Consider the following 25,000-nt stretch of genomic DNA (forward strand, 5'->3'; position numbering starts at 1 on the left):
AACACCTATGTTAGACAATTTAAATCAACTCGTAAAAGAAAATGTTCAGGAGGCCATTGTAAATAACAGTGCTGTTCCTAACGAACAAAATGAGGCTGCGATTTCAGCTGCTTCCGGATCGATTATGGATACCATCAAACAGCATTTGTCTTCAGGTGACCTGAGTAACCTGGTGGATGCTTTTAAAGGTGGAAATGCCGAAGGTAGTTCTGTTGCGCAGGATGCGACGGCAAGCTTTACAGATAAACTTGCCGGAATGGGCATCAATCTGGATACGGCGAAGGGTATTGCGGCTTCGGTGATCCCTGTTATTGTAGGTAAGTTTGTCAATAAAACCAATGATCCGAATGACAGTTCTTTTAACATCCATGATGTCATTAGTAAAGTTTCCGGTCCGGATGGGAAGTTTGACCTGTCTGACGTGACGCGTATATTTACGGAGAAAACAGATGCCAATGGTGATGGTAAAGACGATAGTGTGATTGATAAATTAAAGGGCTTGTTCAGCTAAAACCCAAGTTCATATTTTAAAGGCTATTTAAATGAGTTTTAGATAGCCTTTTCTGTTTTAATTATATATTTGTGATTATGACAAAAGAACAAATACAGGATTTAAGGGACAGAGTAACGTCACTGAGGAGGTATCTTTGACGTCGAAAACCGACTAGAAGATATTCGTATCGAGCAGGAGCTTACCCTGCAGCCCAATTTTTGGGATGACCCTAAAAAAGCGGAAAAACACATTGCAGAAATTAACTCCAAGAAAGTCTGGACAGATGCCTGGCAGCAAGCCAACAGCCTGTTGGAAGATACCCAGGTACTTTTCGATTTTTTGCAGAGCGGAGATGCCACGGAAGAAGAGATGCAGGAGCAATACGACTTGTGTTTAAAGGCTATTGAAGATCTGGAGCTTAAAAATATGCTCAAAAATAAGGAAGACCAGTTGCCGGCAGTGATGCAGATTACAGCGGGCGCTGGAGGTACGGAAAGTTGCGACTGGGCCTATATGCTGATGCGGATGTATCTGATGTGGGGAGAAAAGAATGGTTACAAAGTGACTGAGCAGGATTTTCAGGAAGGGGAGATTGCCGGTGTGAAATCGGTTACACTTCAGTTTTCTGGGGAATTTGCTTACGGTTATCTGAAAGGGGAGAACGGGGTACACCGTTTGGTCCGCATTTCTCCATTTGATTCCAATGCACGGAGGCATACTTCATTTGCTTCGGTTTATGTATATCCCCTGGTAGATGATACCATTGAAATAGAAGTGAAGGATTCGGAAATCGAATTTGAAACTTTCCGTTCTGGTGGTGCCGGTGGGCAAAATGTAAATAAAGTGGAGACTGCAGTTCGCTTATACCACAAGCCTTCGGGGATTGTGATTAAGAACCAGGAGTCGAGGTCTCAGTTGCAGAATAAAGAAAATGCGATCCGTTTGCTGAAGTCGCAATTGTATGAAGCTGAAATGCGGAAGCGTATGGAGGCGACAGCTTTGATTGAGGGGAACAAAAAGAAGATTGAATGGGGTTCTCAAATCAGAAGTTATGTATTGGATGACAGAAGGGTTAAAGATCACCGGACAAACTTCCAGTCTTCCAATCCGCAGGCGGTATTAGATGGTGATTTAAATGATTTTTTAAAAGCATATTTAATGGAGTTTTAATGATGAAGTATTTAAACGTTTTATTCATGGCCATACTGGTATCAGCAAGTGGGTTGAAGGCACAAGAAGTGGTTAACCTGTATCGGGGCGCAATTCCCGGAGCTAAACCGACTCCGGAAGATTATAAAGAAGTGACGGTGATGCGTGAAGGACGCGGGGCGGGGGTATCAAAAGTATCTATACCTACTTTGAGCATTTATCAGCCAGAGAAAGGAAAGGCCAATGGTACAGCTGTGATCATTTGTCCTGGTGGCGGGTACTCCGGACTGGCCATGGGGCATGAGGGGGATGATGTTGCCAAGCGCTTTAATGAAGCGGGGGTCACTGCATTTGTATTGAAATACCGTTTGCCTAGCGATGCGATTATGGTGGATAAAGCTTTTGGGCCTTTGCAGGACGCGCAGGAAGCGATTTACCGGGTACGTAAAGATGCCGCAAAATGGAATCTCGACCCTGCAAGGATTGGGGTGATTGGTTTCTCAGCAGGTGGGCACCTGGCCTCAAGTCTGGCCGTACATTATGGCGATGTTAAAATCGAAAATAAAGAAGGTCTGAGTCTGAGACCGGATTTCGCCATTTTGATTTACCCGGTGATCTCATTTACAGAGTCGGCGCATACCGGTTCTGTTAAGAACCTGGTTGGTGCAGATGCGACAGAAGCACAGAAACTATACTTTTCAAATGATAAAGCCGTGAATGCGCAAACACCGCCATGCTTTCTGGTCCATGCAAATGATGATGGAACAGTGCCTGTGCAGAATAGCCTCTTTTTTAACCTTGCCCTGGTTAAGGCTAAAGTAAAAGGGGAAATGCACATTTACCAGGCTGGTGGCCATGGTTTTGGTTTGAAAAATAAGACGACTACTGAAGATTGGTTCAAAAGCCTGGAAAGCTGGATGAAACAGAATTCGTTTTTATAGGTTTTCCAAACTCAGGATATCCTGCAGTTCTTTCAGTTCATCAACTTTTTCTTTTGAGCCCAGGTTTTCATAAGCGGAAATCAGGTTTCGGATGATTCTTCTGATGATCTCGACATTACTGCAGGGTGCGTAAAATCCCGGCAGCGGGTCCAGGTTCAGCTGACGTAAAAACTGGTCTACATCATGTTTGCCAAATATGGCGCCTTTGTTAAAGGCATTGATGTAAAAAAGTACCCCAAACTCATGTTCTTCTCTTTTGCTTTCATCGATATAGCCTAAGATGAAGTGTTGGGGCAGGTTTACACCATAAACCGGAATGTCCAGCTTTTGTGCCAGCGTAGCATAAATGATGGCCAGTGAAATCTGGTTTCCTTTTTTGCTCTCCAGTACCTGACTGATGTAAGAGTTTTGCGGATCATGGTGGTTTTTGGTATTGCCACTAAAGCCATATACGTTGTAGAAGACATGGTTGATGAGTTTGATTTTTTCAATCGAGCTCATTTCATATTGCAGGCCCAGCCAGATCTCACTTTTAATCTCTTCTATCTGGTAAATGACCTTTTGCTCATCGAGGTCGGGATATTGGTAACGGTTGATGGCCAAAGCGCCCTGCATTAAATCAAATGCACCACTCTGGTACCACAGGTTCAGGTCTTCTTTTACACTTCTAAATTGAATTTTGTGTACCACATTTTCAATGCGTTCCTGTAATAAGGTATCTAATGAATGCTCCCAGGCATTTTCCAAAAAGTCAACCACTTCTGTACCGTATTCGAGTAAACGCTTTTCCACATGCTCATAAATTTCCTGATCAGGATCGTCCAGTAACTTAACCAGTGCACCTATTTCTTTACTATTTTCCATCACACTTGCAGATTTGAATGCTTATTTTTGCGACCATGGGTTTCAATTTCATCCGCGACTATTTAAAGCATCGTATTACTGCGAAAACCAGGCATGGTACACACTCTCCCTTTGTATATAAACTTACCGATGAGGTAATTTACGATTTTAAGCCTAAAAGTATTTACATTCTGCTGGAAACGTTGAGAAAAAAACTTTCTAATGACGCATTGATACAAGGAAAGGGCACTTTGGCCCGGAATAACAGCCCGAGATTGGATCAGTTGATTTACCGGATTGCAAAGGACCACAGGCCGGTTCATATTGTGGAACTGGAAAACGCATCTGAAGTGACTACAGCTTATCTGGCCGCTTCTTATACAAGTGTAAAAGCAGGGGATACTGTACTTAAGGAAGTTACGGGAACTGTTGATTTACTGTACATCGGAGCCTGTAAGACGGGGGCTTTGCTGATGGATTATTTTTATACCTATCTGCCCAGATTTCATGCCGGAAGCCTGATGATGGTTAAGGGCATTTATACCAATGAAGAAATCAAAGCGTCCTGGAAAGAAATTAAGGCACATGAACGCGTTACTGTCACTGTAGACTTGTTCTGGATCGGTTTGGTTTATTTTAGAAAAGGCCAGGCTAAAGAACATTTTAAAATTAAAATTTAACCAGGCTAAATTTAGAAGGCTTCGGCCATGCTGATGTAGAAGCCGGTCTGCCGTTTTTCATTTGGTCTTTTTTCTCCTACGCCATAATCAATCCGTACACTGAGTCCTTTTTCCGGGTCAAAGAAATATCTTCCACCGGCACCGTAAGATGGTTTGAAGCTTTTAACAGCAAAACTGCTGTTGTTAAAGACCTGTCCGGTGCCACCAAAGATCACTGCACCAAAACGATTGTTGTAGCGGTACCGCAGTTCTGCCTGGGCGGCAAGGTAATTGCGGTCGCGGTAACGCCCGGTATAATAACCACGCATCATCTCGTCGCTACCCATTTGCGGTAAGAGGTAGAAAGGAATGTCTTTTCCCTGAATGGAATGGAGCAGGCCATTTACGCCCAATACAAATTTAGAAGACAACGACCAGAAGTTGCGGACATTTACCCGGATCAGGCTGCCGGTGAAGTTTTCTCCACCCCAGAAATCCGGGGCATACTGGTAAGAAATTCGGCCCATAAAACCTTTGGTGGTATAGTTATTCGAGTTCCTGGTATCGTAACTTTGAGACAATCCAATATAACCTACAGAGCCGCCAATTTTATGGTGCAGACTGTTGTCCGTTGAAAAGATCCCGCCAACTTCTTTATCTTCATAATGGTAATTTTCAAATCCGGCAGAGATTCCTGTATATAGATGAGGGGCCAGTCTTTTTTCAGCTTCGAGCAATACGCGTACTTGTTTTTGGATGAGGCGGTCTTCATTGCTGGCCAGGGTTTCATTGCCTACGCCGTAGAAATTAAAAGGCATGCTTCTGAACCTGGTTTCGGTGATGTAATGGTGGTCGTTGTTTTTGGTCCAGATGTCACTTTTCAGCGAGAAATTATATTGTCCTTTGGTTGACCAGGAGGCGATGCCCACAAAATTAGAGCTTCTGTTGGCGAGGTCTTTCCGATCCAGATAAGTGGAGTAAATGGCTCCTAAGCCGAATTCAAGTCCAATTTCCTGGGTATATCTGAATACGGGTACCGGCATAAAACTGGCCTTGCGCGATGAGTCTGTTTTATTGGAAAGGTATTTTTCTATTAACTTTTTTTGAGCTGAAACGGTGGTTACGGCAAATAAGAACAATAGGGCGCAAATTGAGATTTTCTTCATCAGGGGCTAATGTAGTAGAATTTTTAAAATATCTGATCTGCTGAGCAAGTTTAAGGCCATTATTACCAATTGATATAATTTATGCTATTTTTGCAGCAACAAAATAAAGATGACGATGAGTACAACAAGAGGACCGATATCAGAGTTCATGGAGCGTAATTACCTCCATTTCAATGCCGCAGCGATGATGGATGCAGCAAAAGGATACGAAACACATTTGGATGAAGGCGGTAAAATGATGATTACCCTGGCCGGTGCGATGAGTACTGCTGAGTTGGGTATTTCATTGGCAGAGATGATCCGTCAGGATAAAGTGTCTATTATATCGTGTACAGGTGCAAATTTAGAAGAGGATATCATGAACCTTGTTGCGCACTCACATTATAAACGTGTACCTAATTATCGTGATTTGAGTCCGCAGGATGAGTGGGATTTATTGGAAAACCATTACAATAGGGTAACGGATACTTGTATTCCTGAAGAAGAGGCTTTCCGCAGGTTACAAAAGCACATCAATAAGATCTGGAAAGATGCTGAAGAAGCAGGAGAACGTTATTTTCCGCATGAGTTTATGTATAAAATGTTGCTGAGCGGAGATTTGGAACAATACTATGAAATTGATCCTAAAAACTCCTGGATGCTGGCTGCTGCTGAAAAGAATTTGCCGATTGTGGTACCGGGATGGGAAGATTCGACCATGGGTAATATTTTTGCTTCATACGTGATGAAAGGCGAAGTAAAAGCGACTACTGTAAAAGGTGGTATTGAATATATGGGCTATCTGGCGGATTGGTATATCAAGAATAGCGAAGGTAAAGGAATTGGTTTTTTCCAGATTGGTGGAGGTATTGCCGGTGATTTCCCGATTTGTGTGGTTCCGATGCTTTATCAGGATATGGAAATGCCTAACATCCCTTTCTGGAGTTATTTCTGTCAGATCTCGGATTCTACGACTTCTTACGGTTCTTACTCCGGTGCTGTGCCTAATGAAAAGATCACCTGGGGCAAGCTGGATATTCACACCCCTAAATTTATTGTAGAATCAGATGCAACAATTGTGGCGCCGCTGATGTTTGCATGGATATTAAAAATGTAAATTAAATTTGCAAATCCGTCTGGCAGATGTTGCAACATGAGAATCACCAATTTTTAGAAAAATTGGTGATTTTCTTTGTTTAAAGCATAATAACGGCATTGTTTAGATTGATTATAAATTGCATTTACTGTCATTAATTTGTCATTGGTACGTTAATAAATTTTACTTTTGTGGACGTTTTGGTGGAGAATCTAAGTTCGAACATCAATTACGGTTATAAAGTTTTTTAAAAAATAGCATAAAATACTCATTATGAGGGATATCTCATTGATCATTAGAAGAGTTTGGAAGTCGGCATTCATGTTTACGGCTCTATCTGTTTTAATCGTTTCTGCAACACAAGCGCAAGATGTAGTGGAGGGAAGAAAAATATTTAAGGATAAATGTTCTTCTTGTCACCAGTTAGACCGTAACAGTACAGGTCCGGCACTAACAGCTAAATTGAACGAGCTGGATGAAGCCTGGGCAATCAAATGGATCCGTAACTGGAAAGCTTTGGTTGATGCCGGCGATAAACAAGCTATCGAAGCTACTAAGTTCTCTCCATCAGAGATGAGTACTTTTCCGCAGTTGACCGACGAGCAGATTAAAAGTGTAATCGCTTACGCAAAAGCTGGCGAGCCTAAAAAGAAAGATGATCCTGCTACAGCAGGTGCTGCTGCCGGTTCTGATGAAGTTTCAGACTTCTCTATCGCAGGTATTGCATTGATCATCTTAATCTCGATCGCAGTATTGGTTGTGTTGGGCCGTGCAGTAAAAATGCTGGAGCGCATGATCCTGAAGAAACAAGGTGTTGAAATTGTTGAGGAAGAGAGTTTATCTTTTGCAGACAATACACGCAGAATGTTTAAGAACAAGAAATTTGTGCTTTTCTTCGTATTGCTGTTGGTTATCGCATTGGGTTCATTTGGATGGATGGGCATGTGGAACACTGGTGTTCATACCGGTTACCAGCCAGTTCAGCCGATTAAATTCTCACACGAATTACACGCGGGTACCAACCAGATTGACTGTCAGTATTGTCACGCTGGTGCATTTAAATCTAAAAATGCAACTATACCTTCTGTAAACGTTTGTATGAACTGTCACAAATCGGTACAGGCTACAGAAAAGTACAATGGGGAAATTTCTCCGGAGATCCAAAAGATCTACACAGCGATTGGTTATGACCCAAACACTTTGACTTACGACAAATCGAAAGAAAAACCAGTAGAGTGGGTACGTGTACACAACTTGCCTGATTTTGCTTACTTCAACCACTCACAACACGTAGTAGTTGCTGAAGAGTCAATCAGAAAAGCAAAAGGTTTACAACCAAACGAGCCGGTATGTTTTGCCTGTCATGGTCCGGTTAATACCATGGAAGAGATTTATCAGTATTCTCCGTTAACGATGAAATGGTGTATCAACTGTCACAAAGAGACAAACCTGGAAGTTAAAGGAAATGCATTCTACGACAAGATCATCGAAGCACATGAGAAGATCAAGAAAGGCGAGAAAATTACGCCGGCTGCCCTGGGTGGTTTAGAGTGTGGTAAATGTCACTATTAATAGAGTTTAATAAAAAGAACGTTCGATAAACAGTAATATAGCTTAAATGGAAAGCAATAAAAAATACTGGAAAGGCTTAGAAGAGTATAACAACACTCCGGATTTTGTTGAAAACAACAAAAACGAATTTGCTGAGCCCCTTCCAATAGAAGATGTTTTAAATGAAGCAGGATTAAGCACAGTAACTCCACGCCGCGACTTTTTAAAAGCGTTAGGTTTTGGGTTAGGTGCGGTAACACTAGCTGCATGTCAGTCAACTCCTGTTCATAAGGCAATTCCTTATGTAGTTAAACCGGAGGAAGTTGTTCCTGGTATCCCGAATTATTATGTTTCAAGCTTTAAAGGTCACCCGATCACGGTTAAAACCAGGGAAGGCCGGCCAATTAAAATTGAAGCAAATGTAAATGCAGGTGAGTTCAATTGCGGTACTGATGCACAAGCGCAAGCTTCTGTACTGGACTTGTATGATGTTTCAAAGCTGAAAGCACCGGTATTGTCTGATAATGAAGCAACCTGGTCTAAAATTGACGAGTTTGTGAAGGCTGAGCTGAACAAGGCCCAGGCATCAGGTAAGAAAATCCGGATTGTTTCTTCATCGGTTAACAGTCCTTCTACAAAAGGCGTAATTGCTGATTTTGCAGCGGCTTATCCAAATACCAAACACGTACAATACGACGCTGTTTCTTATACTGGTATCATCAAAGCGAATGAAAATAGCTTTGGTAAAGCAGTTGTTCCTAAATATAAATTCGAAAAAGCGGACCTGATTGTAAGTTTTGCAGCAGATTTCCTGGGTACCTGGATTAGTGGTGAAGAATTTACTGCCCAGTACATTTCGAACAGAAATCATACTTCGCTTAAAAACGGTAAAATGTCACGTCACTTCCAGTTTGAAGCAGGCATGAGTTTAACCGGTACCAATGCAGATACCCGTGTACCGATAAAATTATCGGAAGAAGGTCCGGCATTGATTACTTTATACAATGCAATTACTGGCAATAACCTGGCTGGCGGTGCTTTACCTAATAACGTAACTGCTGATAAAGCATTGAAGTTGGTAGCTAAAGAACTGGTACAGAATAAAGGAAAAGCACTGGTTGTTTCCGGATCTAACGATGTATCTACTCAAATTCTGGTCAATGCGATTAACTCTGCAATTGGCAGTTATGGTACCACGATTGATTTAGATAATCCTTGCAAGCTTTACGCTGGTAACGATGCTGAATTTGCTGAATTCATCAACGAGATGAACAGAAGCGAAGTTGCTGCTGTTTTCTTCCTGGATACCAATCCTGGTTATGACGTAGCGAATAACAAAGCGTTTACAGAAGGTTTGGTTAAAGTACCTTTGAGGGTATCTTTCTCTGACCGTAAAGATGAAACTGCGAGCTTATGTAATGTAATTGCGATCAACCATAACTATTTAGAGGCATGGGGTGATGCAAGTGCTTACGAAGGATCTTACTCTATTGTACAGCCAACAATTAACCCGGTATTCAACTCACGTCAGGCTGAAGAAAGTTTATTGATCTGGTCTGATAATGCAGTTAAAGAATACTATCAGTATGTACGTAACAACTGGGAAAAAAATATCCTTCCTTTGTTTGGTACTGGCTGGAAAGATGTATTGCAAAAAGGTTCATTTACATCTGGGCAGAAAACTGCCGGATCATACAGCTTTACCTTATCATTAGCTGCTGTAATCCCAACGATTGTAAATAACAGCAAAGCATTGGCAAAAGATATCGAATTACAGGTTTATGAAAGTATTCCGATGCGTGATGGTAAACATGCCAACAACGCATTCTTACAGGAGTTACCTGATCCGGTTTCTAAAGTAACCTGGGATAACTACATTGCTTTAGCTCCTAAGTTTGCTGAGAAATTAGGTTATAAAGAATTTGATATTGTATCTGTAAAAGGAGAGAACGGTTACAGCATTGACCTTCCTGTGTTGATTCAACCAGGACAGGCGCAAGGCACTGCTTCAATTGCTTTAGGATACGGACGTACCAAAGTTGGTAAAGCAGGTGACAATGTGGGTAAAAATGCTTATCCGTTTGTAAGCTTTAACAATGGTACTTCAAAATATTCAACTACGGTTAAATTAACCGCTACAGGTGGAAGAGAAGAATTGGCACAAACGCAGACACACTATTCTTTTGAGGGTAGAAATGTGGTACGTGAAGCTACTTTTGCTGCTTACAAAAAGAATCCTGCTGCTGGTTCCGGAAATGATCATGCTAAACATAAATCTTACGATTTATGGGATAAATACGAAAAACCAGGTAACAACTGGGTAATGGCAATCGACTTGAATGCTTGTACGGGTTGTGGTTCTTGTATTGTAGCTTGTAACGTAGAAAACAACATTCCTGTTGTAGGTAAAGACGAAGTACGCAGACGCAGAGAGATGCACTGGATTCGTATTGACCGTTACTATAGCTTTAACCAGGACAATGATGCACATGCTGAGCATGCTGCACACGGACACGATACAGGTATCAATGCGGTAACTAAAGAGAAAGAAATTGCACATCTGCAGGATAACCAGATGGACAACGTATCTGTAGTTCACCAGCCGATGCTTTGTCAGCACTGTGATCACGCGCCATGCGAGACTGTTTGTCCGGTATTGGCAACGGTTCACTCTTCAGACGGCTTAAACCACATGGCTTATAACCGTTGTGTAGGAACACGTTATTGTGCAAACAACTGTCCATATAAAGTACGTCGTTTCAACTGGTTTAACTACTGGAATGATTCACGTTTTGACAACTATCTGAACAATGAATTTACACAACTGGTATTGAACCCGGATGTAACTACACGTTCAAGAGGTGTTATGGAGAAATGCTCAATGTGTATTCAACGTATTCAGGCAGGTAAATTGGCCGCTAAAATTGAGAAACGTCCATTGAAAGATGGTGATATCAAAATGGCTTGTCAGGAAGCATGTTCTGCAAATGCAATCATATTTGGAGATAGCAATGATCCTAATTCGGAAGTGTCTAAAGCATTACGTAGCGAAAGAATCTACTACGTTTTGGAAGAGATCAGCGTACAACCGGGTATAGGTTATATGACTAAAATTAGAAATACAGACACAACAGTACAAGCGTAAGCTGATATTAAAGAAAATAAATTATGTCAGGACATAACGAATCAATATTAAGAGAACCATTAATCACCGGTAAAGATATCACGTATGCAAAAATTACGAATGATATTTTAATGCCAGTAGAGAACAAGCCAAACAAGGCCTGGTGGATAGGATTTATACTCGCACTTTGCGGTGCTACACTTTGGGTGGTATCTGTAAGTTATACCTTCTGGTTCGGTATCGGAGCATGGGGTTTGAATAAAACAGTGGGCTGGGCCTGGGACATCACCGGTTTCGTGTGGTGGGTAGGTATCGGTCACGCAGGAACGCTGATCTCTGCGGTACTATTACTCTTCCGTCAGAACTGGCGGAACTCAATTAACAGGTCTGCAGAGGCGATGACAATCTTCGCCGTTATCTGTGCCGCAACGTATGTAGTATCTCACATGGGTAGACCATGGTTGGCTTACTGGGTACTTCCACTACCAAATCAATTCGGGTCATTATGGGTTAACTTTAACTCACCGCTGGTTTGGGATATGTTTGCGATCTCCACTTACTTCTCGGTTTCATTGTTATTCTGGTATACAGGTTTATTGCCTGATATCGCGACTATCCGTGACCGTGCTACAGGTACCAGAAAGAAAGTATATTCAATTTTATCATTTGGATGGACAGGGAATGTAAAAACCTGGCAACGTTTTGAGGCTGTGTCATTGATTTTGGCCGGTATCTCAACGCCACTGGTACTTTCTGTACACACGATTGTATCTATGGACTTTGCAACCTCGGTAATTCCGGGATGGCACACGACCATTTTCCCGCCATACTTCGTAGCGGGTGCGATCTTCTCTGGATTTGCTATGGTGTTAACCTTGTTACTGGTTGCACGTAAAGTATTGGGTCTGGAAAACTACATCACCATGTTCCACATTGAATCGATGAATAAGATCATCATTTTAACTGGATCTATTGTGGGTGTGGCTTACTTGACAGAGTTTTTCATCGCCTGGTACTCAGGTTCTGAATATGAGCAATACGCATTTATCAACCGTTCAACCGGTCCGTACTGGTGGGCATACTGGATGATGATGACTTGCAACGTAATCTCTCCACAGTTGTTATGGTTCAAAAAAATCCGTACCAGCATTCCTGCGACCTGGATCTTATCTATCGTGGTAAACATCGGTATGTGGTTTGAGCGTTTCGTAATTATTGTAACTTCATTACACCGTGATTATATTCCTTCAAGTTGGGCGATGTTCTATCCAACCTGGGTTGACGTAGGTGTATTCGTTGGATCGATAGGAGTGTTCTTTACTTTATTCCTGTTGTTCTTAAGGGTGCTTCCGTCTATCGCGATTGCAGAGGTTAAATTGTTGCTGAAGAGCGCGAGTGAGCAAGCGAAGCTGCAACAAATTAAAGAAGGTCATTTAGATAAAACTCACGTTGCAGAATACGTAGAGTCTTTAGATAAATTTGATAGTGTTAAACAAGAAGATTACGCAAAAATATAACAATGAATAATATCAAATATATTTTAGGCAGTTTTGGTGATCCTGATGAAATGATGCATGGCATCGAGAAATTACAGGAAAACAACATTAAGATACATGATGTTTATACACCAATGCCTATTCACGGCATAGAGGCTAAATTAGGAGTTAAACGTTCAAGGTTAGACATTGCCGCTTTCTTCTTTGGCATAACCGGTACCTGTACCATGCTTTCGTTTGTATTTTACGCAGCAGTATTGGACTGGCCGGTTAATATCGGTGGTAAGCCACACTTCGCTTTACCGGATTTTATTCCGATTACGTTTGAGTTGACCATTTTGTTTTGTGCTTTTGGTTTAGTAGGTTCTTATTATGCATCTACACATTTATTCCCGGGCAGAGCGCCAAGAGTAATGGATCTAAGAGCAACAGACGACCGGTTTATCATTGCAGTTGATGCAAAACAAAATACCGAGCACAATAAAATTGATGATTTATTAAAAGAAGCTGGTGCTTTGGAAGTAAAGCATAATGAAAGGAAGTATATTAGCTATGAATAAGAATAAAGTCGTTTTAGCCTCATTTTGTATTCTTGCAAGTGCTGTTATATTTTCAGCATGTAAGGATAAGAGAAGTACGGGCCTTGAATACGCAAGGAATATGTATGATCCGATTGCATTGAATCCGGACCAACCAGTTTCTACTACCAACGATATGTTGAAAAGCTTTAAAGGTCAGACGGCGCAAACGCCACCGGCACATACTACTCCGGTAGGGTTTAACCGTTACGATGAGTATCCAAATACTAAAGAAGGATATGAAGCTGCAGGTGCTACGCTTGTTAATCCATTTCCTGTAAATGAGCAGAATCTGGCAGCAGGTAAGCATTACTTTACCGTATTCTGTTCTCCATGTCATGGAGAAAAAGGTGACGGACAAGGTCATTTGGTTAAAATCGAAAAAATCAGTGGAATTCCTTCCTATCATGGTGACGCTAACTCTTCCCGTGGTGGTTTAATGAAAGATTTAACAGCAGGGAAGATTTATCATACAATTTTGTATGGTTTAAATAATATGGGATCGCATGCCTCTCAGCTCTCTCCAGACGAAAGATGGAAAGTAGTGATGTATGTTCAACAATTACAAAAAATACAATAGAAAAGCACAATATAAATGGGAACTCACAATTATAATTTAACTGAGCAGTTTGAGTTTACAGGTAAAGCTAAAACTTTAAGTATAATCGCTATTGTAGTAGGTATAGCGGCTATAGGTTACGGTTTTTCTGCAGAGTCGCTTCATGAGCGTACTTTCGCCAACCTGTTGCTAATGGCTTATTACTTCGCATGTGTTTGCATGTCGGGCGCATTTTTTCTTGCTGTTCAGTTTGTAGCACAGGCAGGTTGGTCTGCCTCTATTTTACGTGTGCCTCAGGCAATGGCTAAGGCCTTACCGGTAGCTGTGATTATTTTGATCGTGGTTATGGGCTTGGGTTTATATACACATAACTTATATCATCACTGGCATGCTGACGGTTTAACTGATCCAAGCAGTCCAAACTATGATAAATTAATCGATGGGAAATCAGCATTCCTGAACGTACCGTTCTTTATGGGACGTCAGGTTATCTTTCTTGGAATCTATTCAATCTTCGCACTTTTATTGGCTAAGTTATCTAACAATGAGGATTTAGAAGGTGGTTTGAATTCTTACAGAAAGAGCTTTAAATACTCTTGTATATTCCTGGTAATCTACGGTTTTACTACACCAATTTTCGCTTTTGATACGGTAATGTCATTAGAAGCACACTGGTTCTCTACCATGTTTGGCTGGTATAACTTCGCTGCCATGTGGGTAAGTAGTTTAGCAACAATTGCCATCATCCTGATTTTATTGAAAAAAGCAGGTTATATGCAATGGGTTAACAAAAGTCACTTACATAACCTGGGACAGTTTATTTTCGGATTCTCTATTTTCTGGACTTATGTTTGGTTTGCTCAGTTCTTATTGATCTATTATGCAAACATGCCGGAAGAAACGGTTTACTTTTACAAAAGATTTGAGCATTATGAGTTCTGGTTCTATCTGAACCTGATCCTGAACTTCCTGGCTCCGGTATTGTTGTTGATGGACAGGGATAACAAGAGACAGGAGAATATCTTATTAACGGTGTCAATTATTGTACTTTGTGGACACTGGGTTGATTATTACCAAATGATTATGCCTGGAACTGTTGAAGAACACCATGCTTTTGGATTTATTGAGGTTGGAATCGCGGTAGGTTTTGTAGGATTGTTTACCTTTACGGTTTTAAATGGTTTGAGTAAGAAACCTTTGATTGCCAAGAACCACCCGTTCTTACAGGAAAGTTTGAATCATCACTTGTAATAGGTGATCTGAATAGCATATAATAAAATAATAGTATAATAGAAGTACAGCGTTACTACTTTTAAGGAAATGAGTTTAAGAAAATTTATAAGTAACAAAACAATAGCGGCACTAGCAGTGATTTTAACTGCCTTTGCAAACACCAGCGCATTTGCCCAGGAGGCAGGCGCTGCCGCTGCAACCGTAGTAAAACCTGTGGATATGGGGCCGATTTACAAAACGGTTATTTTTTATGCCCTGGCTTTCCTGCTGGTTTGCTTATTTGTAGCAATCATTGGAAAAGCATTATCGGTGTATGAACTAACCCGTAAGGCTCAGGATAAACCAAAAGGATTAAACTGGAACACGATCAACGGAACATTATTTGCATTGTTCCTGGTTGTAGGTTTATATGGTGTATACTGGGAGTATACGGTTCATGGTAACATGATTTTACCGGAAGCAGCTTCAGAGCACGGTAAGAAGATCGACCAGATGTTTAACATCACTTTGATTTTGACGACTATTGTTTTCATTTCGACGCACATTCTTTTATTCGGTTTCTCTTACATCTATAAACATACTGGTAAAAGAAAAGCTTATTACTATCCACACAACAATACGATTGAGCGTGTTTGGACAATCGTTCCTGCTTTGGTATTGACTGTACTGGTATTAATGGGTTTCTTAACCTGGAGATCTATCTTCTACAAAATTGAAGATCCGAACAACAAGCCAATTAGTATTGAAGTAACTTCTTCTCAATTTGCCTGGGCAATTCGTTATGCAGGTCCGGATGGTATCGTTGGGGTTAAAAACTTCAAACTGATCAATTCCCTGAACCAATTGGGAATGGACTTTAAGGATAAAAATAATCTGGATGATCAGTCGGCAGACGAAATGGTAATTCCAGTAAATAAACCAGTTCGTTTAATTCTGACCAGTAAAGACGTAATTCACAGTTTTTATATGCCGCATTTCAGGGTTCAGTTGAACACTGTTCCTGGTATGACTTCTTATTTTGAATTTACACCAACCATTACAACTGAAGAAATGAAAGCTAAGACAAATGATCCTGCTTTCAAGTATTTGTTCTTGTGTAACAAGATCTGTGGTGATGGTCACTATAAAATGCAAAAAGAAGTTAAAGTTGTTTCTATGGCTGAATACGAAGCCTGGTTGAAGAAACAGCCAACTTATTTAACCGACGACTTGAGAAAGGAATTTAACCTGCCAGTGGCAGCAGCTCCAGTGGCTAAGCCTGCTGATTCTGTAGCAAAAGATACTGCAGCGGTTAAAACAAATCAAATAGCTTTAAAATAATTAATACTGGAATAGCACATTATGTCAACTATATCATTACACGATACACATAACCACGATAACCATGATGATCATGGGCATCACAAAGAGACGTTTTTAACGAAATACGTCTTTAGTCAGGATCACAAGATGATTGCTAAGCAGTTCCTGATCACAGGTATTATTATGGCTGTTATTGCCATGGGCTTATCGATATTGTTCCGTTTACAACTGGCCTGGCCTGAAAAGAACTTCCCTATTCTGGAAACGTTTTTAGGAAAATGGGCTGAAGGTGGTCGTATCAAGCCTGATTTTTATCTGGCATTGGTAACGATACATGGTACCATCATGGTATTCTTTGTATTGACTGCTGGTTTGAGTGGTACTTTTAGTAACTTATTAATCCCGCTTCAGATTGGTGCAAGGGATATGGCTTCGCCATTCCTGAACATGCTTTCTTACTGGTTCTTCTTTGCAGCCTGTGTGATCATGATGAGCTCTTTCTTCATACAGACAGGACCGGCGAGTGCTGGATGGACGGTATATCCGCCATTATCTGCTTTGCCAACTGCGATTAGCGGATCTGGTTTGGGTATGACCTTGTGGTTGATCAGTATGGTACTTTTCGTTGCTTCCTCTTTAATGGGTGGTATCAACTATGTGAGTACAATCCTGAACATGCGTACTAAAGGTATGGATATGTGGAAAATGCCATTGACCATCTGGGCGTTCTTCCTGACTGCAGTTTTAGGTATTTTATCTTTCCCAGTATTGGTAGCAGGTGTGGTATTGTTGATTTTCGACAGAAGCTTCGGTACCAGTTTTTATCTTTCTGACATTGTATTGGGTACTCAGGTATTGCCAAATGAAGGTGGATCGCCAATTTTATGGCAACACTTATTCTGGTTCCTAGGTCACCCGGAGGTATATATTGTAATCATGCCAGCGATGGGTTTGTCTTCAGAGATCATGTCTGTGAATTCAAGAAAACCAATTTTCGGTTACCATGCGATGATTTACTCTTTGATCGGTATTACCATTCTATCTTTTATCGTATGGGGTCACCATATGTTCGTAACAGGTATGAACCCATTGTTGGGTGGTGTGTTCATGATCACTACATTGATTATCGCGGTTCCTTCTGCGGTTAAGACTTTCAACTGGCTGGCCACTTTATGGAGAGGTAACATCCGTTTCACTCCGGCGATGTTGTTTGCGATCGGTATGGTATCTTTCTTCATCTCTGGTGGTTTAACTGGTATCTTCTTAGGTAATGCCTCTTTGGATATCAACTTACACGATACTTATTTCGTAATTGCCCACTTCCACCTGGTAATGGGATCAGCTGCGATCTTTGGTATGTTGGCAGGTGTTTACCACTACTTCCCTAAAATGTTCGGAAGGTTAATGGATTCTAAATTGGGTTACCTGCACTTCTGGATTACATTTATTTGTGCTTACCTGGTATTCTTCCCATTACACTTCTTAGGTTTGGATGGTGTACCTCGTCGTTACTATGCATTTACTGAATTTGAGTTCATGCACAAATGGGTTACGGTAAATATCCTGGTAACCTGGTCTGCTATCATTGCAGCATTGGCTCAGGTAGCTTTCTTGTTCAACTTCTTCTACTCTATATTCAAAGGTAAAGTGTCTTCTCAAAACCCTTGGGGTGCAAATACTTTGGAGTGGACTACACCGGTTGAGCGTATCCATGGTAACTGGCCAGGAGAGATCCCAACAGTATACCGTTGGCCATATGATTATAGCAAGCCAGGTGCTGAAGAGGATTTCATTCCTCAGACTGTTCCTTTCTCTCAAACGATGACTTCTAACATGCCACATGATTTTGAGGGCAATAGTGAGTCTGAGCGTATCCAGAGAGAATGGGAAGCTAAAAATAAGAACGCTTCTTCTACAGATGCATCAAAATTAGACTAGTTTATAGTTCCTAATACATAATGGGGTATCTGCAGTAGGTAAATACTTACAACAGATACCTCATTTTTTTTAACTCTAATACACACCATGGTTGCTAAATCTGAAAAGAGATTTATCCGGTTAAACCTCATCACAATAGTTGTAACCTTACTGCTGATTCTGGCAGGAGGGATCGTACGAAGTACGGGGTCGGGCATGGGGTGTCCGGATTGGCCAAAGTGTTTTGACCAGTATGTACCACCTACATCGGCATCGCAGCTTCCTGCCAATTACGATACAAAATATGTAGCTGAGCGCGTGGCGAAGAATGAACGTTTTGCCAAAACCCTGGAACGGATGGGTAAAGCGCATCTTGCGGACAGCATCAGACACGATCAATCGATTTTACAGCATGAGCCTTTTAATGCAGCCAAAACCTGGACAGAGTATCTGAACCGGTTGATGGGGGCCCTGACAGGATTTTTATTGCTGGGCCTGGTCATTTATTCTTTTGCTTACCGTAAAAGTGCTAAGCGGATTATACTACTCAGTATTTTTAACGTTCTGCTGGTGGGTTTTCAGGCCTGGCTTGGATCGATCGTAGTCTCTACTAATTTATTGGCCTGGGTGGTTACTGTACATATGCTGCTGGCCCTGGTCATTTTGGCCATATTGGTTTATACCTATAATTATGCCAGGCAGTTGGGGCAGCAAACCACTGTGATCATGTCTAACATCATTTGGTTGAAACTACTGATTTTTGTTTCTATTGTACTGACTGTAATTCAGATTGTACTGGGGACTGAGGTTCGGGAGGCGATTGATCAGATTTCGAAAAGCTTGCTTTACAATGGCCGTTCAACCTGGGTGAGTAAAGTCGGCGATATGTTCTCTTACCACAGGGACATGGCCATGTTCGTGTTGATTTCAAACGTAGTCATCTACAAAATCGTAAAAGATAGGTTCAATGGTAAGGCCGCAGCTTTAATGGTTGGTAATTCAATTGCCATAGTTCTGATTATTCAGATCGTAACTGGCTTATTATTATCTAACTTTGCGCTGCCTCCTTATGCACAGGCAGCACACATCCTGTTTTCTACGGTATTATTTACTTTACAGTATTACCTATATCTTTTGGTTTACAGGACTGACACATACAATAAGTAGTATTAATTATATATAAATTGAAACAATTTTTAGCAGATTTCTCCAAGCTCATTAAGTTCAGATTAACCTTTCTGGTCGTATTTTCGGCTTCGGTTACTTTTTTAATTGGCTGTCAGGTTCCAATTGACGGAGTGATCCCAGGTATCAACTGGACAAACTGGTTGATTCTGATTGCTGGTGGATTTTTAGTAACCTCTGCTGCCAATTGTTTTAACGAGGTGATTGAAGTAGATCTGGATAAATTGATGACCAGGACTAAAGACCGTCCGATGCCGGCAGGGCATATGACTACGGGACAAGGTTTGGTATCCGGATTGGTCATGGGTTTATTGGGGACCTGGTTATTGGGGAAACTGAATATTGAAACCGGATTGTTATCGGTATTCTCTATTTTTTTATACGCCTTTGCTTATACTCCTTTAAAACGTAAATCTCCGATTGCTGTATTTGTTGGCGCAATTCCAGGTGCATTGCCACCACTAATTGGTTATGTGGCTGCTCATGGAAAGATTGACAAGATTGCGGTGATTTTATTTTTGATTCAGTTTGTATGGCAGTTCCCACATTTTTGGGCAATTGCCTGGGTACTGGATGATGACTATAAGAAAGCAGATTTTAGGTTGTTACCGACCACCAAAAGGGATAAGACAAGTGCTTTCATTACTTTTTTAAGTACATTGATTTTGATCCCGGTTAGTTTATTGCCAACGTTTTATGGCTTTGGGGGGTATTATATAGGGGGTGTTTCATTGATTGCAGGTTTGGTTTTTGCCTGGCTTGGATTTAAGCTTTGGAAGACCCTGGATCTCGCCAGTGCCAGGAAAGTGATGTTTTGCTCTTTCTTTTATCTGCCCCTGGTGCAGTTGGTTTTGTTGTTTGATTTTTTAGGATAATAATTTAAATATGGTACATACATTAAAAGAACAGGATTTAAGTGCAGGTACGGGCTTTGATGGTAAGCCTAAAAAGTTCCTGATCTGGCTGTTTATCGTTTCATCAACCATTATGTTTGGTGGCTGGACTAGTTATTACATCGTGTTTGCGGCATCGAAAGGTAAGGGACATGGTTTAGTGCTGCCGGATGTTTTTATTTACAGTACAGTTGTGCTGTTGCTGAGTAGTCTATTCTTATTCCTCGCTTCAAAAGCTTTGAAAAAGGATAACATCAGTGCGCAAAAGTTATTCTTATGGATTACCCTGGTATTGGGTCTGGCTTTTGGTTATCTGCAATTTGATGCCTGGTCGGCTTTATTCCATACAGGTGCCGTTTTGGTGAATAACAATGCGGCCATTTCGATGATTTACATCGTTTCAGGTTTCCACTTACTGCATATTTTTGCAGGCCTTTGTTTCATTCTTAGCAACCTTTTTGGTGCCTATACCGGCTTATCTTTAGAAAAGCGCAAATTCCGGATGGAAATTGCTTCGATATTTTGGCATTTTATAGATATATTATGGATATATCTGTATGTTTTTTTACTTTTGAACAGTTAGACTTTTTAACAAACTATTACAATTTATAAAATGAGTTCACTATCACAATTAGATCAGGTAAAAACCACTCCATGGAGCGGAGGCCGCTCGCCGTGGTCTGTAGAGTACGGCAAATTAATGATGTGGTTTTTCTTGCTTTCTGATGCCTTCACTTTTTCATCATTATTGATTTATTACGGAGCGCAGCGCTTTTCAAAATTTACCTGGCCTGATCCGGATCTGGTTTTCCAATCGGTTCCTGGCTTGCTGGATAAAGGTGCGCCATTGGTGTTCGTAGGTATCATGACCTTCATTTTGATCGTAAGTTCTGTAACTATGGTATTGGCTGTAGAGGCCGGTCACAGACGTTCTAAGAAAGAAGTAATCTGGTGGTTGGTCGCAACCATTATTTTCGGTTTCATGTTCTTAGGTTGCCAGGCATTAGAGTGGACTCACTTATTCCATGAAGGATTTGGTTGGGGTAAAATTCCTAATCATGAAACTTTAAAGGAATTATTTACAGGTGAGGTATCTACTGTTTCTGCACAGCAGTTCTCTAACCTTTTCTTTACCATCACCGGATTTCACGGATTCCACGTATTTAGTGGCGTAGTTATTAATATCATCATTTTATGCATGACCATTAATGGTACTTTTGAAAAACGCGGACACTATTTAATGGTTGAAAAAGTTGGTTTATACTGGCACTTTGTTGATCTGGTGTGGGTATTCGTCTTTACATTCTTCTATTTGGTTTAATTCTTCAATTTAAAATATTATGTCAGAACATTCACATACAGACGAGCATGCACATGGTGAGCATGCAGGTCTAACCAAAAAGAAAATATTTGAAGTATTGGGTATTTTGGTGTTGATTACAGCTATTGAGTTTATCATCGCCTTATGGGCAATCCCAGGTAAGCACATGTCTCAGCATATTGGTAACTACGTATACATCGCTTTAACATTATTGAAAGCGTTTTATATTGTTGCTTATTTCATGCACCTTAAATTTGAGAAAGTGGGCTTACAGGTTGTATTGTCTGTTTCATTTATTTTTATTTTCTATTTCATTGTATTGATGCTGATTGAAGGTGGCTATTTGCATCTTCACATGCCACTTGTTTAATGAATAGCAGTCTAATAAAAAAAATATTAATCCTGGTCACCATTTTAGCGGTACCAGGATTTTTGTATTATTTACTACAGGATCAGGGCAAGAACAGGTACAAGCCTTTGCCTTTTTTTGGTCCCAAAAAAGTGGCTACTACCTTTCATTCGGTTAGAGGTAAAGAAATTCCTGATACCATTTATCACCAGGTGAATGATTTTAAGTTAGCCAATCAGGTCGGAGACAGTGTTAGCTTAGAAAATTATAAAGGAAAGATACTGATTGTTAACCTTTTTTATGCCAGCAAGCCATCTGGTTCTGTAGACTTTGCGAATAAGGCGATGAAAGTATATCACCATACCTATTCGAAAAATAAGATAGTCAACTTTATTGGTTTGAGCATCGATCCGCAACACGATACACCAGCTGTTTTGGCTAAATATAGCAACACCATTGGCGCAAATGCTGGTAAATGGGACTTGCTGACTGGCGATAGTACGGTAATGTTTAACCTCATCAATAAAGGTTTATTGGTTGATGCGTTGCAAGAAAAAGAAAAAGGTGAGTTGAAGTTCACCTATAGTAATATGTTTGTGTTGCTGGATCCTCAGCATCGCATACGTGGGTACTATGAAGTGAGTAGTCAGGAAGACTTGTCTAAATTAGATGACGAGGTTAAAGTACTGATTACAGAAGAATTAAGAAATAACAAAGACGGAAGATAAGGAGTGAATTATGAGTTTGGCAAAAGATTCAATAGAAAAAAAATACAATAAGTGGATTATCCTGCTATCTGTGGTGATTCCCGTTGCAGTAGCCATTTTATTTTTTGTTAAAATTCCCAATGCAACTCCCTTACCAATGTTGCCGCCAATTTACGCAACCATCAATGGTATTACTGCCGTATTGTTGGTTGTAGCTGTTTGGGCGGTTAAAAATGGAAAATTAAAATTACACGAGAACTTGATGAAAGTGGCTATTGGCTGCTCCTTAATGTTCCTGGTATTGTATATCGCTTACCACATGACTACACCCTCGACCAAATTTGGCGGTGACGGCGCTGTGAAGTATGTGTACTTCTTTATCCTGTTGACGCATATCCTGCTTTCTATAGCCATTATTCCGCTGGTGCTGGTAACTTATGTCAGGGCCTTGGCGGAACGCTTTGACAGGCACCGTAAAATAGCAAAAATCACTTTTCCGCTTTGGTTATATGTGGCTGTTACGGGTGTGGTGGTTTATCTGATGATTTCTCCTTATTACATATACTAGCTTTTTATTTTTTTTATTCTCTGATTATCTATTTGATTTTGCAAATGGGGAAGCGTTTTTTTGCCTTTTAAAAAAACTGTAGGCTTTTTTGGCACAATTTTGCGCCATAAGTTGTAAATTGGGGTTTTAAAACTCATTAACCTTTCAATCATCCCTAATGTTAAAAGGACCATGAAGATCCACAAAAAAGCGACTGATGCTATTGCCACAGGGCAAGATTTGCTGTCAATGATTGCTGATGGGGATAAAGATGCATTCACGAATTTCTATCTGGACAACTTTAGAAAGCTCATATTGGTCTCTGATAAGTATGTTCAAAGCATTCCAGTTGCTGAAGAGCTGGTACAGGATGTTTTTTTAAAGATATGGGAGGATCAGGACGCTCTTTTGGAGATTAAATCTATTAAAGCTTATTTGTACCGAAGTGTAGTCAATTCTTCAATCAATTATATCAACCGTCAAAGGAACATCGAGAAGCACCACTTGCAGATTGCAGAAAATATTTCTCCGGAAGATCTGGATTTACAAGACAGCCACAATGAACTGATTGTCCTTTTATACGACGAAATTGCCTTGTTGCCTGAAAAATGCCAGCGGGTTTTTAAAATGAGCAGGTTGGAGGGCATTAAATACAGGGATATTGCCGGTCAACTCGGCATTTCAGAGAAAACGGTAGAAAATCACATGGGAAATGCACTTAAAATTCTCAGATCCCGTATTCTCGAACAGGCGATGGACGTCAATACGGGTAAAAGCAGGTATAAATACTTCAGTTTAATGGCCGTGTATTTGTATTAACATAAGCTTAATCGAAATTTATTTCAAAAAGATCGTTTTTTTATAGAAAGTGACTAGGGGTTTTTAGTCATCCATTTGTCTTATATAAAAAAACAGAAATCACTTGCAAGAAAAATTACCCATTCAGGATATCATCCTGAAGTATCTTAACGAACCAGAAGACCCCGCTTTAATTGACCAAATTAACCAGTTGAGGGCAGCATCTGCAGAAAATGAAGCCTATTTTCAATCCACGAAAATGCTTTGGGATGCTGCTGCTGAAACCAGGCGACTGGAAGGGGTTAATGTGAGGAACTCCGCTGTTAATTTTAAGACCCAGCTGACTGAGCTTAGCGCTGTTCCTGCCCGTAGTCGTTCTCTATGGCCAAAAATTGCTGCTGCTGTAGTGCTATTGGCTGCTGGTTTCTGGATGTATAAAGAGAAAGTGGAGGTTAATTACCTGGTTAAACAAACTGGTGCTCAGATCGACTCTGTATTGTTAAGTGATGGAACTAAGGTTATTCTTGCTGAAAATAGTACGGTTCAATATCCCGATAAATTTACTGGTGAAAACAGGCCCATTACGCTGGTCAAAGGACGTGGATTCTTTTTAGTGACTAAAGACCCAGCGCATCCTTTTGAAATTTCGATAGGACCTTCTACGGTTAAGGTCTTGGGTACTTCATTTAACATCGACTATTCCGAGCGTAAGATTGATGTGTCTGTAAAAACAGGTAGGGTAATGTTTACGCCGAACCAAAAAAGCGCGCCCTCTATCTTAGTTGCTGGTGATGCTGTGAGCTATAACCTGATAAAGAATCAGCTGACACAGGAAAACGGTATTAATTCCAATGGCTGGCTGACGAAGGAACTTCACTTTGTAGATATGCCGCTGGATGCAGTTTGCAGAGAATTAAGCAATTATTATAACGTGAAGGTTATTCTATTGGATCACATGAATACCGCGAAAAAACTAAATGCCAAATTTAACAATAGCAGTATCGATGAAGTACTGACGGTACTTAAAGAAACATATCCGATACAGGTACAGCAAAAAGATAGTGCTATTTATATTAAAAACTTATAATCAACTGAATACCAATCATTAACTATT

General features: G+C 40.6%; 24 protein-coding genes. 22 read left to right on the plus strand and 2 right to left on the minus strand.

Translation table 11 applies throughout. The annotated features are described in order from the left end of the window. The first annotated feature begins 7 nt into the window (after nt 1-7). The 3 genes from IM797_RS06475 to IM797_RS06485 all read left to right on the plus strand — a co-directional run bounded on the left by IM797_RS06475 (nt 8) and on the right by IM797_RS06485 (nt 2,583). Entirely contained in the window at nt 8-511 is a 504-nt protein-coding gene (locus tag IM797_RS06475; protein ID WP_194126297.1) for a hypothetical protein, read from the plus strand. A 77-nt stretch (nt 512-588) separates the two neighbouring features. Next, nucleotides 589-1,663, plus strand: a protein-coding gene (gene prfB, locus IM797_RS06480) for a peptide chain release factor 2 (RefSeq protein ID WP_194126298.1) whose coding sequence is annotated in 2 segments (ribosomal slippage) — nt 589-648 and nt 650-1,663 — 1,074 coding nt in all. Because the reading frame shifts where the segments join, the coding sequence is not laid out codon by codon here. Further along, nucleotides 1,663-2,583 (plus strand): alpha/beta hydrolase, encoded by a 921-nt coding sequence (locus IM797_RS06485; protein WP_228098739.1) that lies wholly within the window; start codon nt 1,663-1,665, stop codon nt 2,581-2,583. The genes prfB and IM797_RS06485 overlap by 1 nt, the downstream gene beginning before the upstream one ends. On the opposite strand, the gene IM797_RS06490 is transcribed toward IM797_RS06485, so the two are convergent. Continuing rightward, nucleotides 2,578-3,447 (minus strand): transglutaminase-like domain-containing protein, encoded by an 870-nt coding sequence (locus IM797_RS06490; RefSeq protein ID WP_194126299.1) that lies wholly within the window; start codon nt 3,445-3,447, stop codon nt 2,578-2,580. The two genes, IM797_RS06485 and IM797_RS06490, sit on opposite strands and share 6 nt — an antisense overlap. Nucleotides 3,448-3,482: 35 nt before the next feature. On the opposite strand from IM797_RS06490, the gene IM797_RS06495 reads away from it, so the two are divergent. After that, nucleotides 3,483-4,106 (plus strand): SAM-dependent methyltransferase, encoded by a 624-nt coding sequence (locus IM797_RS06495; RefSeq protein ID WP_194126300.1) that lies wholly within the window; start codon nt 3,483-3,485, stop codon nt 4,104-4,106. Between the two features lie 11 nt (nt 4,107-4,117). On the opposite strand, the gene IM797_RS06500 is transcribed toward IM797_RS06495, so the two are convergent. Then, on the minus strand, nt 4,118-5,251 hold the full coding sequence (locus IM797_RS06500; protein WP_194126301.1) for a BamA/TamA family outer membrane protein: 1,134 nt from the start codon (nt 5,249-5,251) through the stop codon (nt 4,118-4,120). Nucleotides 5,252-5,366: 115 nt separating this feature from the next. Between IM797_RS06500 and IM797_RS06505 the strand changes: the two genes are divergently transcribed. From IM797_RS06505 to IM797_RS06590, 18 genes are all read left to right on the plus strand, one after another. After that, entirely contained in the window at nt 5,367-6,347 is a 981-nt protein-coding gene (locus IM797_RS06505; RefSeq protein ID WP_194126302.1) for a deoxyhypusine synthase family protein, read from the plus strand. Between the two features lie 252 nt (nt 6,348-6,599). Further along, on the plus strand, nt 6,600-7,898 hold the full coding sequence (locus IM797_RS06510; RefSeq protein ID WP_228098740.1) for a c-type cytochrome: 1,299 nt from the start codon (nt 6,600-6,602) through the stop codon (nt 7,896-7,898). A gap of 46 nt (nt 7,899-7,944) precedes the next feature. Then, nucleotides 7,945-11,022, plus strand: coding sequence for a TAT-variant-translocated molybdopterin oxidoreductase (locus tag IM797_RS06515; protein WP_194126303.1), 3,078 nt, complete (start codon nt 7,945-7,947; stop codon nt 11,020-11,022). Between the two features lie 23 nt (nt 11,023-11,045). Continuing rightward, a complete protein-coding gene (gene nrfD / locus IM797_RS06520; RefSeq protein ID WP_194126304.1) occupies nt 11,046-12,518 on the plus strand; it encodes an NrfD/PsrC family molybdoenzyme membrane anchor subunit in 1,473 nt (490 codons plus the stop codon). A 2-nt stretch (nt 12,519-12,520) separates the two neighbouring features. Continuing rightward, on the plus strand, nt 12,521-13,057 hold the full coding sequence (locus IM797_RS06525; protein ID WP_194126305.1) for a DUF3341 domain-containing protein: 537 nt from the start codon (nt 12,521-12,523) through the stop codon (nt 13,055-13,057). 100 nt (nt 13,058-13,157) lie between these two features. Further along, complete coding sequence (locus tag IM797_RS06530; protein ID WP_228098741.1) at nt 13,158-13,655, plus strand: cytochrome c; 498 nt, start codon at nt 13,158-13,160, stop codon at nt 13,653-13,655. 15 nt (nt 13,656-13,670) lie between these two features. Then, entirely contained in the window at nt 13,671-14,885 is a 1,215-nt protein-coding gene (locus IM797_RS06535) for a quinol:cytochrome C oxidoreductase (RefSeq protein ID WP_194126307.1), read from the plus strand. Between the two features lie 69 nt (nt 14,886-14,954). Then, nucleotides 14,955-16,187 (plus strand): cytochrome c oxidase subunit II, encoded by a 1,233-nt coding sequence (locus IM797_RS06540; RefSeq protein ID WP_194126308.1) that lies wholly within the window; start codon nt 14,955-14,957, stop codon nt 16,185-16,187. A gap of 21 nt (nt 16,188-16,208) precedes the next feature. Beyond that, on the plus strand, nt 16,209-18,107 hold the full coding sequence (locus tag IM797_RS06545) for a cbb3-type cytochrome c oxidase subunit I (protein ID WP_194126309.1): 1,899 nt from the start codon (nt 16,209-16,211) through the stop codon (nt 18,105-18,107). Nucleotides 18,108-18,194: 87 nt separating this feature from the next. Then, nucleotides 18,195-19,253, plus strand: a complete 1,059-nt coding sequence (locus tag IM797_RS06550) for a heme A synthase (RefSeq protein ID WP_194126310.1) — start codon at nt 18,195-18,197, stop codon at nt 19,251-19,253. A gap of 17 nt (nt 19,254-19,270) precedes the next feature. Further along, on the plus strand, nt 19,271-20,146 hold the full coding sequence (cyoE, locus tag IM797_RS06555) for a heme o synthase (RefSeq protein WP_194126311.1): 876 nt from the start codon (nt 19,271-19,273) through the stop codon (nt 20,144-20,146). Between the two features lie 10 nt (nt 20,147-20,156). Beyond that, nucleotides 20,157-20,747: a cytochrome c oxidase subunit 3 gene (locus tag IM797_RS06560; RefSeq protein ID WP_194126312.1), complete on the plus strand. Its 591-nt coding sequence runs from the start codon at nt 20,157-20,159 to the stop codon at nt 20,745-20,747. Between the two features lie 30 nt (nt 20,748-20,777). Next, nucleotides 20,778-21,485: a cytochrome c oxidase subunit 3 gene (locus IM797_RS06565; RefSeq protein WP_194126313.1), complete on the plus strand. Its 708-nt coding sequence runs from the start codon at nt 20,778-20,780 to the stop codon at nt 21,483-21,485. Between the two features lie 19 nt (nt 21,486-21,504). Further along, nucleotides 21,505-21,855 carry a cytochrome C oxidase subunit IV family protein gene (locus tag IM797_RS06570; protein ID WP_194126314.1) on the plus strand — a complete coding sequence of 117 codons (351 nt, stop codon included), beginning with the start codon at nt 21,505-21,507 and terminating at the stop codon, nt 21,853-21,855. Next, nucleotides 21,855-22,562: an SCO family protein gene (locus IM797_RS06575; protein WP_194126315.1), complete on the plus strand. Its 708-nt coding sequence runs from the start codon at nt 21,855-21,857 to the stop codon at nt 22,560-22,562. Before IM797_RS06570 ends, IM797_RS06575 begins: the two co-directional genes overlap by 1 nt. A gap of 10 nt (nt 22,563-22,572) precedes the next feature. Beyond that, nucleotides 22,573-23,109: a DUF420 domain-containing protein gene (locus IM797_RS06580; protein ID WP_194126316.1), complete on the plus strand. Its 537-nt coding sequence runs from the start codon at nt 22,573-22,575 to the stop codon at nt 23,107-23,109. Nucleotides 23,110-23,280: 171 nt separating this feature from the next. Further along, nucleotides 23,281-23,907, plus strand: coding sequence for an RNA polymerase sigma-70 factor (locus tag IM797_RS06585; RefSeq protein WP_194126317.1), 627 nt, complete (start codon nt 23,281-23,283; stop codon nt 23,905-23,907). 103 nt (nt 23,908-24,010) lie between these two features. Continuing rightward, on the plus strand, nt 24,011-24,973 hold the full coding sequence (locus IM797_RS06590) for a FecR family protein (protein ID WP_194126318.1): 963 nt from the start codon (nt 24,011-24,013) through the stop codon (nt 24,971-24,973). The last annotated feature ends 27 nt before the right edge of the window (nt 24,974-25,000 follow it).

Origin of the sequence: Pedobacter sp. MC2016-24 (genome assembly GCF_015223055.1) — a bacterium.
In the GTDB taxonomy this organism is placed as follows: Bacteria; Bacteroidota; Bacteroidia; order Sphingobacteriales; family Sphingobacteriaceae; genus Pedobacter.

Bases quoted from the DNA above. Each gene is read 5' to 3' on its own strand.
- IM797_RS06510 (WP_228098740.1), top strand. From the start codon at position 6,600: ATGAGGGATATCTCATTGATCATTAGAAGAGTTTGGAAGTCGGCATTC.
- IM797_RS06565 (WP_194126313.1), top strand. From the start codon at position 20,778: ATGAGTTCACTATCACAATTAGATCAGGTAAAAACCACTCCATGGAGC.
- IM797_RS06570 (WP_194126314.1), top strand. From the start codon at position 21,505: ATGTCAGAACATTCACATACAGACGAGCATGCACATGGTGAGCATGCA.
- IM797_RS06580 (WP_194126316.1), top strand. From the start codon at position 22,573: ATGAGTTTGGCAAAAGATTCAATAGAAAAAAAATACAATAAGTGGATT.
- IM797_RS06540 (WP_194126308.1), top strand. From the start codon at position 14,955: ATGAGTTTAAGAAAATTTATAAGTAACAAAACAATAGCGGCACTAGCA.
- IM797_RS06495 (WP_194126300.1), top strand. From the start codon at position 3,483: ATGGGTTTCAATTTCATCCGCGACTATTTAAAGCATCGTATTACTGCG.
- IM797_RS06485 (WP_228098739.1), top strand. From the start codon at position 1,663: ATGATGAAGTATTTAAACGTTTTATTCATGGCCATACTGGTATCAGCA.
- IM797_RS06525 (WP_194126305.1), top strand. From the start codon at position 12,521: ATGAATAATATCAAATATATTTTAGGCAGTTTTGGTGATCCTGATGAA.
- nrfD (WP_194126304.1), top strand. From the start codon at position 11,046: ATGTCAGGACATAACGAATCAATATTAAGAGAACCATTAATCACCGGT.
- IM797_RS06545 (WP_194126309.1), top strand. From the start codon at position 16,209: ATGTCAACTATATCATTACACGATACACATAACCACGATAACCATGAT.
- IM797_RS06530 (WP_228098741.1), top strand. From the start codon at position 13,158: ATGTATGATCCGATTGCATTGAATCCGGACCAACCAGTTTCTACTACC.
- IM797_RS06575 (WP_194126315.1), top strand. From the start codon at position 21,855: ATGAATAGCAGTCTAATAAAAAAAATATTAATCCTGGTCACCATTTTA.
- IM797_RS06500 (WP_194126301.1), bottom strand. From the start codon at position 5,251: ATGAAGAAAATCTCAATTTGCGCCCTATTGTTCTTATTTGCCGTAACC.
- IM797_RS06585 (WP_194126317.1), top strand. From the start codon at position 23,281: ATGAAGATCCACAAAAAAGCGACTGATGCTATTGCCACAGGGCAAGAT.
- IM797_RS06490 (WP_194126299.1), bottom strand. From the start codon at position 3,447: ATGGAAAATAGTAAAGAAATAGGTGCACTGGTTAAGTTACTGGACGAT.
- IM797_RS06535 (WP_194126307.1), top strand. From the start codon at position 13,671: ATGGGAACTCACAATTATAATTTAACTGAGCAGTTTGAGTTTACAGGT.
- IM797_RS06475 (WP_194126297.1), top strand. From the start codon at position 8: ATGTTAGACAATTTAAATCAACTCGTAAAAGAAAATGTTCAGGAGGCC.
- IM797_RS06550 (WP_194126310.1), top strand. From the start codon at position 18,195: ATGGTTGCTAAATCTGAAAAGAGATTTATCCGGTTAAACCTCATCACA.
- IM797_RS06515 (WP_194126303.1), top strand. From the start codon at position 7,945: ATGGAAAGCAATAAAAAATACTGGAAAGGCTTAGAAGAGTATAACAAC.
- IM797_RS06560 (WP_194126312.1), top strand. From the start codon at position 20,157: ATGGTACATACATTAAAAGAACAGGATTTAAGTGCAGGTACGGGCTTT.
- IM797_RS06505 (WP_194126302.1), top strand. From the start codon at position 5,367: ATGAGTACAACAAGAGGACCGATATCAGAGTTCATGGAGCGTAATTAC.